The sequence below is a fragment of the Serratia sp. CY84636 genome (assembly GCF_052166245.1).
GTDB lineage: Bacteria > Pseudomonadota > Gammaproteobacteria > Enterobacterales > Enterobacteriaceae > Serratia > Serratia nevei.
Genome location: NZ_JBJNOX010000015.1, coordinates 93,866 through 103,486 on the forward strand (window position 1 = coordinate 93,866; position 9,621 = coordinate 103,486).

The 9,621-nt window shown below is 61.6% G+C and carries 8 protein-coding genes; 4 read left to right on the forward strand and 4 right to left on the reverse strand.

What is annotated here, in order from left to right; genetic code table 11:
• Positions 1 to 23: 23 nt before the first annotated feature.
• Together cytR and priA are read right to left on the reverse strand one after the other, a co-directional pair.
• On the reverse strand, positions 24 to 1,052 hold the full coding sequence (cytR, locus tag ACJ8QI_RS24020; protein WP_038872675.1) for a DNA-binding transcriptional regulator CytR: 1,029 nt from the start codon (positions 1,050 to 1,052) through the stop codon (positions 24 to 26).
• Positions 1,053 to 1,343: 291 nt separating this feature from the next.
• Complete coding sequence (priA, locus tag ACJ8QI_RS24025) at positions 1,344 to 3,539, reverse strand: primosomal protein N' (protein ID WP_442533180.1); 2,196 nt, start codon at positions 3,537 to 3,539, stop codon at positions 1,344 to 1,346.
• Between the two features lie 199 nt (positions 3,540 to 3,738).
• On the opposite strand from priA, the gene rpmE reads away from it, so the two are divergent.
• Complete coding sequence (rpmE, locus tag ACJ8QI_RS24030; protein ID WP_004931078.1) at positions 3,739 to 3,954, forward strand: 50S ribosomal protein L31; 216 nt, start codon at positions 3,739 to 3,741, stop codon at positions 3,952 to 3,954.
• Between the two features lie 77 nt (positions 3,955 to 4,031).
• Here rpmE and metJ read toward each other — a convergent pair whose 3' ends face one another.
• Positions 4,032 to 4,349: a met regulon transcriptional regulator MetJ gene (gene metJ / locus ACJ8QI_RS24035; RefSeq protein WP_006317756.1), complete on the reverse strand. Its 318-nt coding sequence runs from the start codon at positions 4,347 to 4,349 to the stop codon at positions 4,032 to 4,034.
• A 304-nt stretch (positions 4,350 to 4,653) separates the two neighbouring features.
• Between metJ and metB the strand changes: the two genes are divergently transcribed.
• From metB to metF, 3 genes are all read left to right on the forward strand, one after another.
• The gene (metB, locus tag ACJ8QI_RS24040) at positions 4,654 to 5,814 is read left to right on the forward strand and encodes a cystathionine gamma-synthase (RefSeq protein WP_060448501.1); all 1,161 of its coding nucleotides are present in this window, start codon (positions 4,654 to 4,656) and stop codon (positions 5,812 to 5,814) included.
• 2 nt (positions 5,815 to 5,816) lie between these two features.
• On the forward strand, positions 5,817 to 8,252 hold the full coding sequence (locus ACJ8QI_RS24045) for a bifunctional aspartate kinase/homoserine dehydrogenase II (RefSeq protein WP_201966961.1): 2,436 nt from the start codon (positions 5,817 to 5,819) through the stop codon (positions 8,250 to 8,252).
• 228 nt (positions 8,253 to 8,480) lie between these two features.
• Positions 8,481 to 9,377, forward strand: a complete 897-nt coding sequence (gene metF, locus ACJ8QI_RS24050; protein ID WP_089186590.1) for a methylenetetrahydrofolate reductase — start codon at positions 8,481 to 8,483, stop codon at positions 9,375 to 9,377.
• Between the two features lie 110 nt (positions 9,378 to 9,487).
• Here metF and ACJ8QI_RS24055 read toward each other — a convergent pair.
• On the reverse strand, positions 9,488 to 9,621 hold a 134-nt coding region (locus ACJ8QI_RS24055), incomplete at its 5' end, for a phosphoenolpyruvate carboxylase (protein ID WP_268629757.1).

Here is a 9,621-nt window from a genome sequence, read left to right on the forward strand (position 1 = left end):
TTACTGAACCCTAAAATATTTGACTAGCGTTTCGGGGCAGCGGTGCTGCCTCTGATAATCAATTCACTGTCCAATAGCCGGGAGCCGCTGGCCACCGTCTGGCCGTTCAACTGCTCCAACAGCAACAACATCGCCTGCTGGCCGATCTGGAAGCGCGGCTGCGCCACCGTGGTCAGCGGCGGATCGCAATACTGCGCCAGCTTGAGGTCATCAAAGCCGACGATCGACAGATCCTGCGGTATCCGCAGCCCCATTTTCTTCGCCTGGGACAGCACGCCGATCGCCATGACGTCGCTGTGGCAGAATACCGCCGTTGGCGGTTTCGGCTGCGCCATCAGCGCCGTCAGCGCTTGCGCGCCGGCTTCGTAGGTAAAATCACCCCGGGTAATATAGCTGCTTTCGACGGTAATGCCATTACGACGTAGCGCTTGAACGTAACCCTGCAGCCGATAATGGCTCAGCGGCATCTGTTCCGGCCCGGCGACGCAGGCGATCTGCCGGTGGCCCAATTGATGCAAATAATGCACGGCTTCAAAGGCGGCGGTCAGGTTGTCGATGTGCACCGTCGGCAGTTCCAGCTCGGGGGCGAACTCGTTGGCCATCACCATCGGCGGCAGGTTGCGCTGTTCTTCCTTGCTGGCGTCGAACGGCAGGTTGGAGCCCAGCAGCAGCATGCCGTCGATCTGTTTGGTGATGATCAGATTGACGAAGGTGCGCTCTTGCTGGTTTTGCTGCGCGCAGTCGCCGATCAGCACCAGATAGCCTTGTTGGGCGGCGGTCTGTTCGATCCCCTGGATCACATCGGCGAAAAACGGATCGCAGATGTCGGGCACGATCACCAGGATGGTGCGGGATTCGTTGCGCTTGATATTGCGTGACAGAGCATGAGGAGAATAACCCACGGCCAGGACGGCCTGTTCCACCTTCTGGCGCGTTGGCGTTGACACCTTTTCCGGGTTCATCAGCGCACGCGATACGGTAGCCGTTGAAACGCCCGCCATTTCGGCGACGTCTTTCATGGTCGCCATGGATAACTCTTTCTTGTGTTCCAACGCCTTTCTCCTTGCGTCAGCCCCATGCCGACGCCACTACTGCTGTTTGCTCACAATGTCCGGCATGCGGTGGCGAGATTGTTGTCATTGAGCGCCACTCGCGTTCGGGCACTCCGTCGCGCTGCGATGTGGCGACAAAATTTGCCCTCGCAGACATTCTAAACAGAATACGCCCCGCCTTTGTTACCTAATTTGCATAAAAAATGTGACCTGAGAAGGTTTTTTAGCGTTCGCTCGCAATTCCAAGGGTAAACGTTTGCACTGCGGCAGCTAAATCGGACTTTTCCGGGATCAGCTGTCGATCGGATCGACATCCAGCGTCCATTTCACCTTGCGCGTTTGCGGCAGGGTGCCGATCAGCGGCAGCGAGCTTTTCATCAGCTGTTGCAGGACGCGCCGCGTCGGGTGCTGCAGCAGCAGCTGCCAGCGGAAACGGCCGCCGCGTTTGGACTGCAGCGCCGGCACCGGGCCCATCACCCACAGCGAATCGTCCTTCAGCGGGCTGGCTTCCAGCAGGTTGCGCAGCTGCTGCAGGAACAGCGGGGCCTGCTGGTTGTCGTGATCTTCGGCGCGCACGATGATGTGGCTGGTGTAAGGCGGCAGAAACACGCTGTTGCGCTCCGCCAGCGTCTGTTTGGCGAAGGCGTCGTAACCCTGTTGCAGTAGCACCTGCAGCAGCGGGTGCTCCGGATGGTGGGTTTGCAGCAGCACTTCCCCCTGCTTGCCCGCCCGGCCGGCCCGCCCGGAGACCTGGGTATACAGCTGAGCGAAACGCTCGGCGGAGCGGAAGTCGGCGGAGAACAGCGCGCCGTCCACGTCCAGCAACGCCACTAGGGTGACGTCGGGAAAATGGTGGCCCTTGGCCAGCATCTGCGTGCCGATCAGAATGCGCGCTTCGCCGCGATGGATATCCGCCAGGTGCTGCTCAAGCGCGCCTTTACGGCTGGTGGTGTCGCGATCGATGCGGGTGATCGGCGTATCGGGGAACAGCGGCGCCAGCTCCTGCTCCAGCTGTTCGGTGCCGACGCCGACCGACACCAGGTGGGTGGAGCCGCACTGCGGGCACTGGTGCGGCACCGGCCGCTGGCTGTCGCAGTGGTGGCAGCGCAGCTGGCGCTGATGCTGGTGGAAGGTGTAGTAGTGATCGCAGCGCTGGCATTCGGCGATCCAGCCGCACTCGTGGCACAGCAGCGCCGGGGCGTAACCGCGGCGGTTGAGGAACAGCATCACCTGATTGCCGGCTTTTAAATGGTGCTGCATGCTCTTCAGCAGCGGCTGCGACAGGCCGACCTTCAGCGGAAGCCCCTTCAGATCGATCAGGTGCTGCGCCGCCGGCTTGGCGTTGCCCGCGCGCTGGGTGAGCTTCAGCTGGCGATATTTGCCCAGCTGCACGTTGTGCAGCGTTTCCAATGCCGGGGTCGCGGAGCCCATCACCATCGGGATATCCTCTTCCCGGGCGCGGAACACCGCCAGATCGCGGGCGTGGTAGCGCCAGCCTTCCTGTTGTTTATAAGAGCTGTCGTGCTCTTCGTCGATGATGATCACGCCCAACTGACGGAACGGCGTGAACAGCGCCGAGCGGGTGCCGATGACGATGGCGGCTTCGCCGCTGCGCGCGCGCAGCCAAACCGCCAGCCGCTCGCTGTCGTTCAGCCCGGAGTGCAGCACGTCTACCGGCGCGTTGAAGCGCTCGCGAAAGCGGGCGATGGTTTGCGGCGTCAGGCCGATTTCCGGCACCAGCACCAGCGCCTGCCGGCCTTTGGCCAGCACGTTCTCCAGCACGCTGAGGTAGACCTCGGTCTTGCCGGAGCCGGTCACCCCGGCCAGCAGCCAGGCGGCGAACTGCTCATCCTCGCTTCTGATCGCCCCGACGGCGGTAGCCTGTTCAGTGTTCAGCCGCAGCCGATCGCCGAGCACCGCGAAGTTGGGGCGCCAGTCGTGCGTATCCGCGACCTGAGCGCGCAGATCGATCAGCCCTTTGGCGCGCAGCGCCTGCAGGGCGCTTTCCGTCAGCTCCAGCTGGCTGACCTGGTGGCGATAGACCGGGCGTTGCAGCAGCGCCGCCAGCGCCTGCTGCTGTTTCGGCGCGCGTTTCAGGCTTTCGGGCGGGGTGGCACGCCCCTCTTCGGTGGCGAACCATTGCCACAGCGGTGCGGCCTCGGCCGGTTTGCCTTGCCGCAGCAGGATCGGCAGCGCATGGAACAGCACCTCGCCGATGGGGTAGTGATAGTAATCGCTGGCCCAGCGCAGGATGCGCCACAGGCTGGGGGAGAACAGCGACTCGGCGTCGATCACGCTGTCGATCGGTTTGAGCTTGTCCAGCGGCAGTTCGCTGGTGTCGCTGCAGCCGGTGACGATGCCGATCGCATGCTGCCTGCCCCAAGGGACGCCCACGCGCGCGCCGGCCACCGGCTGCATGCCGGGCGGCAGCAGATAGTCGAAGGTGCGGGCGAGGGGGACCGGCAAGGCAACGTGTACGACGGGCATGATCTCATCCAAATTGAAAAAAGTGGGCATCAGTTTACACGGCGCATCGGCAAATGTACGGTTCCGATTGCGCGCCCCGACTAATGCTGTATAATTTGCCGCCTTTGGTATAATTCGATACCAAAATTCTATTATCAACCACGTGTGGTGTCTGGCGAAACAGGGCTGGATAGCGACACGGCCTTAACTGAGGTTTCCCATGAAACAAGGTATCCACCCAAAATACGAAGAAGTTACTGCTAACTGCTCTTGCGGTAACGTGATGAAGATCCGCTCCACCGTGGGCCACGATCTGAACCTGGACGTTTGTGGCGCATGCCACCCGTTCTACACTGGCAAGCAGCGTGACGTTGCTACCGGTGGCCGCGTTGACCGCTTCAACAAGCGTTTCAGCGTACCAGGCGCTAAGAAATAAGATTTCTTATCGTCCGATGAAAAAGGCGCCTTTGGCGCCTTTTTTCGTTTCTGCCGCCGGCGTTCGCCGAGCGGTTCTCAATATTCCCAGGTATCGGGATCGACACCCAGTTCGCGCATCAACACTTTTGCGGCTTCCGGGATTTCATCGCTGCGCTCTTTGCGCAGGTCTTCATCGTTCGGCAGCGGCTGGCCGGTAAAGGCATGCAGAAACGCTTCGCACAGCAGTTCGCTGTTGGTGGCGTGGCGCAGGTTGTTCACCTGGCGACGGGTCCGTTCGTCGGTGAGGATTTTCAGGACCTTCAGCGGAATGGATACCGTGATCTTTTTGACTTGCTCGCTTTTTTTACCGTGTTCAGCGTAAGGGCTGACATACTCGCCGTTCCACTCAGCCATGGGACACCTTAACTTTGTCAGAAAAATTACAAAATTCTAAAAACCGGCCAATTATGCCCGATCTTCACTGTTCTCACTAAATAAATGTCAATTTTACGCGACCAGGGTCACTGAATGCCCCGCCTCGGCGGGACATTGTGGCTTAACATCTTATCGTCATGTCATATCGGCATAATTTTAGCGGGTATTGTGCCATTGCTCAATCTATACGCAGAGAAGTTTAGATGTCCAGATGTATTGACGTCTATCAATCCTGCGATTACTCTTTAGGCCTCATTCACCGAACCGAGAGCCGAGCGAGCCCATGACGCGTAAACCAGCCACGATTGCCGTACGCAGCGGCCTGAACGACGACGAACAGTATGGCTGCGTTGTCCCGCCGATTCATCTGTCCAGCACCTATAACTTTACCGACTTCAACCAACCCCGAGCCCATGATTATTCGCGTCGCGGCAACCCGACGCGTGACGTGGTGCAACGCGCGTTGGCGGAGCTGGAAGGCGGCGCCGGCGCGGTGATGACCGGCAGCGGGATGTCGGCGATCCATCTGGTGACCACCGTGCTGCTGAAGCCCGGCGATCTGCTGGTGGCGCCGCACGACTGCTACGGCGGCAGCTATCGGTTGTTCGACAGCCTGAGCAAGCGCGGCGCCTATCGCGTGCTGTTCGTCGATCAGGGTAATGAAGAAGCCCTGCAGCAGGCGCTGGCGCAAAAGCCGAAGCTGGTGCTGATTGAAAGCCCCAGCAATCCGCTGCTGCGGGTGGTGGACATCGCGGCGATCTGCGCCGCCGCACACGCGGCGGGCGCGTTGACGGTGGTGGACAACACTTTCCTCAGCCCGGCCCTGCAACAGCCGATCGAACTCGGTGCCGATCTGGTGGTCCATTCTTGCACCAAATACCTGAACGGGCATTCGGACGTGGTGGCCGGCGCGGTGATTGCCAAAGATCCCGAGCTGGCGGTCGAATTGGCCTGGTGGGCGAACAATATCGGCGTGACCGGCGGCGCGTTCGACAGCTATCTGCTGCTGCGCGGCATGCGCACGCTGTCGCCGCGCATCAAGGCGGCGCAGCAAAACGCCGAAGCGATTGTCGGCTATTTACAGCAGCAACCGCTGGTGAAAAAGCTGTATCATCCCTCCCTGCCGGAAAACCCGGGGCATGAGATCGCCCGCCGGCAGCAGCGCGGCTTCGGCGCGATGCTGAGTTTTGAACTGGACGGCGATGAAGCGGTGCTGCGCCGTTTTCTCTCTGCCCTTGAGCTGTTTACTCTGGCAGAATCGCTGGGCGGCGTAGAAAGCCTGATCTCGCATGCAGCGACCATGACTCACGCCGGCATGGCGGCGGAGGCGCGGGCAGCGGCCGGCATCTCCGAGAGCCTGCTGCGCATTTCCGTGGGTATTGAAGACAGTGAAGATTTGATTGCCGATCTGGAACGCGCGTTCCAGGCGGCGGCAACGAGGTAAGCATGAATGCAATTGCTGTAGCAGGGCCGGTGAGCGGGCGTCAACTGCACAAGTTTGGCGGCAGCAGTCTGGCGGATGTGAAGTGTTATCTGCGTGTGGCCGGGATTATGGCGGAATACAGCCAGCCGGGCGACATGATGGTGGTATCGGCCGCCGGCAGTACCACCAACCAGTTGATCAACTGGCTGAAGCTCAGCCAGAGCGATCGCCTGTCTGCGCACCAGGTGCAGCAGACGTTGCGCCGCTATCATAGCGATCTTATCGGCGGCCTGCTGCCGGCGGAAAGCGCCGAGCCGCTGATCGCCGAGTTCATTCAGGATCTGGAACGTCTGGCGGTGCTGCTGGACGGCAACGTCGACGAGGTGTGCTATGCCGAAGTGGTCGGGCACGGCGAGATCTGGTCGGCGCGCCTGATGGCGGCGGTGCTCAACCACCTGGATATGCAGGCGGCCTGGCTGGATGCGCGTGATTTCCTGCGCGCCGAGCGCGCCGCGCAGCCGCAGGTGGATGAAGGCCGTTCTTATCCGCTGTTGCAACAATTGTTGGCCCAACATCCGGGCAAGCGCCTGGTGGTGACCGGCTTCATTTCGCGCAACGACGCCGGGGAAACCGTGCTGTTGGGGCGCAACGGCAGCGACTACTCTGCCACTCAGGTCGGCGCGTTGGCCGGCGCGGCGCGCGTCACCATCTGGAGCGACGTGGCCGGGGTATACAGCGCCGACCCGCGCAAGGTGAAAGACGCCTGCCTGCTGCCGCTGCTGCGCCTGGACGAAGCCAGCGAGCTGGCGCGCCTGGCGGCGCCGGTGCTGCATACCCGCACCCTGCAGCCGGTCTCCGGCAGCGATATCGATCTTCAGCTGCGCTGCAGCTACCAGCCGGAGCAGGGCTCGACGCGCATCGAGCGCGTATTGGCGTCCGGCACCGGTGCCAAGATTGTCACCAGCCACGATGACGTGTGTCTGATTGAGCTGCACGTCGCCGCTCAGCATGACTTCAAACTGGCGCAGAAAGAGTTGGATCTGGTGCTCAAGCGCGCGCAGATCAAACCGCTGGCGGTGGGCATCCATCCTGACCGCAATCGGATACAGCTGTGCTACACCTCCGAGGTGGTCAACAGCGCGCTGGCGACCCTGCAGGCCTCGGCGCTGCCGGGTGAACTGCACCTGCGCGAAGGGTTGGCGCTGGTGGCGATGGTCGGCGCCGGGGTATGCAAGAACCCGCTGCACAGCCACCGTTTCTATCAGCAACTGAAAGATCAGCCGGTTGAGTTTATCTGGCAGGCCGAAGATGGCATCAGCCTGGTGGCGGTATTGCGCCAGGGGCCGACCGCGCTGCTGATTCAGGGGCTGCACCAAAGCCTGTTCCGCGCCGAGAAGCGCATCGGTCTGGTGCTGTTCGGCAAGGGCAACATCGGGTCGCGCTGGCTGGAGCTGTTCGCCCGTGAGCAGACCAATATCTCCGCGCGCAGCGGTTTCGAATTTATCCTGGCGGGGGTGGTGGACAGCCGCCGCAGCCTGCTGAACTACGACGGGCTGGACGCCAGCCGTGCATTGGCGTTCTTTGAGGACGAGGCGCAGGAACTCGACGAAGAGTCGCTGTTCCTGTGGATGCGCGCGCACCCGTTCGACGATCTGGTGGTGCTCGACGTGACCGCCAGCGAAGAGCTGGCCGGACAGTATCTGGATTTCGCCAGCTACGGTTTCCACGTGATCAGCGCCAACAAGCTGGCGGGTGCCTCGTGCAGCGATACCTATCGCCAAATTCGCGACGCCTTCGCCAAAACCGGCCGCCACTGGCTGTATAACGCCACCGTCGGCGCCGGGCTGCCGGTCAACCATACGGTGCGCGATCTGCGCGACAGCGGCGACAGCATTTTGGCGATCAGCGGCATCTTCTCCGGCACGCTTTCCTGGCTGTTCTTGCAGTATGACGGCACGGTGCCGTTTACCGAACTGGTGGATCAGGCCTGGCAGCAGGGGCTGACCGAACCGGATCCGCGGGTCGATCTCTCCGGTCAGGACGTGATGCGCAAGCTGGTGATCCTGGCGCGCGAAGCGGGCTACGACATCGAACCGAACCAGGTGCGGGTCGAGTCGCTGGTGCCGGCGGGCTGTGAGCTGGGCTCCGTCGATCAGTTCTTCGAGAACGGCGAGGCGCTGAACCAACAGATGCAGCAGCGCTTTGAGGCCGCCAGCGAAATGGGCCTGGTGTTGCGCCACGTGGCGCGTTTCGACGCCAACGGCAAGGCGCGGGTCGGCGTGGAGGCGGTGCGTCCTGAGCATCCTCTGGCCTCGCTGCTGCCGTGCGACAACGTGTTCGCCATCGAAAGCCGCTGGTATCGCGATAATCCGCTGGTGATCCGCGGGCCGGGCGCCGGCCGCGACGTGACCGCCGGCGCGATCCAGTCAGACCTTAACCGGTTGGCACAGCTGCTTTAATTCTCTGCGGGCGCGGGTTCACCGCGCCCCTTTGCTTTTCCTGCCATACTTATCCCTGCCGCCGTCATGAAATTCCCTCGTTGAGCGGGTGAAGATTAATCATCTTATTCCCCTCATTTTCCTGTTGACTCTTTAGCCAACATGCGGCATTTTCTATCTAGACGTCTAAACGTATAGACGCTCATAAAAATGAAATAAAAACAGTGATCGATAAGAGGTGAGCAGGGTATGAGCTTTTTCCACGCAAACCAGCGGGAAGCGCTGAATCAGAGTCTGGCGGAGTTGAACGGCCAGATTAACGTATCATTCGAGTTCTTCCCGCCGCGCACCAGCGAGATGGAAGAGACCCTGTGGCAGTCGATCGATCGTCTGAGCATCCTCAAACCCAAATTCGTTTCCGTCACCTACGGTGCCAACTCCGGCGAGCGCGATCGCACCCACAGCATCATCAAGGGGATCAAGGAGCGCACCGGCCTGGAGGCGGCGCCGCACCTGACCTGCATCGACGCCAGCCCGGCGCAGCTGCGCGACATCGCGACCGATTACTGGAACAGCGGCATCCGCCATATCGTGGCGCTGCGCGGTGATCTGCCGCCGGGCGCCGGCAAGCCGGAAATGTACGCGACCGATCTGGTGGCGCTGCTGAAAGACGTGGGCGACTTCGACATTTCCGTCGCTGCCTACCCGGAAGTGCACCCGGAGGCGAAGAGCGCCCAGGCCGATTTGATTAACCTGAAACGTAAGATCGATGCCGGCGCCAGTCGCGCCATCACCCAGTTCTTCTTCGACGTCGAGAGCTACCTGCGCTTCCGCGACCGCTGCGTCGCCGCCGGTATCGACGTGGAAATCGTACCGGGCATTCTGCCGGTGTCCAACTTCAAGCAGCTGCAGCGCTTCGCCACCATGACCAACGTGCGGGTGCCAAGCTGGATGACCAGCATGTTCGAAGGGCTGGACGACGATGCGGAGACCCGCAAAATGGTCGGTGCCAACATCGCCATGGACATGGTGAAGATCCTCAGCCGCGAAGGGGTGAAAGATTTCCACTTCTATACGCTGAACCGCGCCGAGATGAGCTACGCCATCTGTCACACGCTGGGCGTGCGCCCGGTGGCCGCCGCCTGACAGGCTTGTTCCATTGAAAAAGGGCGTCGCTTTACCGCGGCGCCCTTTTTTTGTGGGGAAGACAAGACATAAAAAAACGGCCCCGATAAACGGGGCCGCGATTAGGCTCACTAGCCGGTGTTGCGCATCCCGGCGGCGACGCCGGCGATGGTGACCATCAGCGCCTGCTCGACGCGGGCGTCCGGCTGCTCCTGCTGACGCGAACGATGCAGCAGCTCGGCCTGCAAGACGTTCAGTGGGTCGG

Excerpts from the sequence above, each read along its gene's own strand:
- metB (WP_060448501.1), top strand. The coding sequence starts at position 4,654 with ATGACGCGTAAACCAGCCACGATTGCCGTACGCAGCGGCCTGAACGAC.
- ACJ8QI_RS24045 (WP_201966961.1), top strand. The coding sequence starts at position 5,817 with ATGAATGCAATTGCTGTAGCAGGGCCGGTGAGCGGGCGTCAACTGCAC.
- metF (WP_089186590.1), top strand. The coding sequence starts at position 8,481 with ATGAGCTTTTTCCACGCAAACCAGCGGGAAGCGCTGAATCAGAGTCTG.
- metJ (WP_006317756.1), bottom strand. The coding sequence starts at position 4,349 with ATGGCTGAGTGGAACGGCGAGTATGTCAGCCCTTACGCTGAACACGGT.
- priA (WP_442533180.1), bottom strand. The coding sequence starts at position 3,539 with ATGCCCGTCGTACACGTTGCCTTGCCGGTCCCCCTCGCCCGCACCTTC.
- rpmE (WP_004931078.1), top strand. The coding sequence starts at position 3,739 with ATGAAACAAGGTATCCACCCAAAATACGAAGAAGTTACTGCTAACTGC.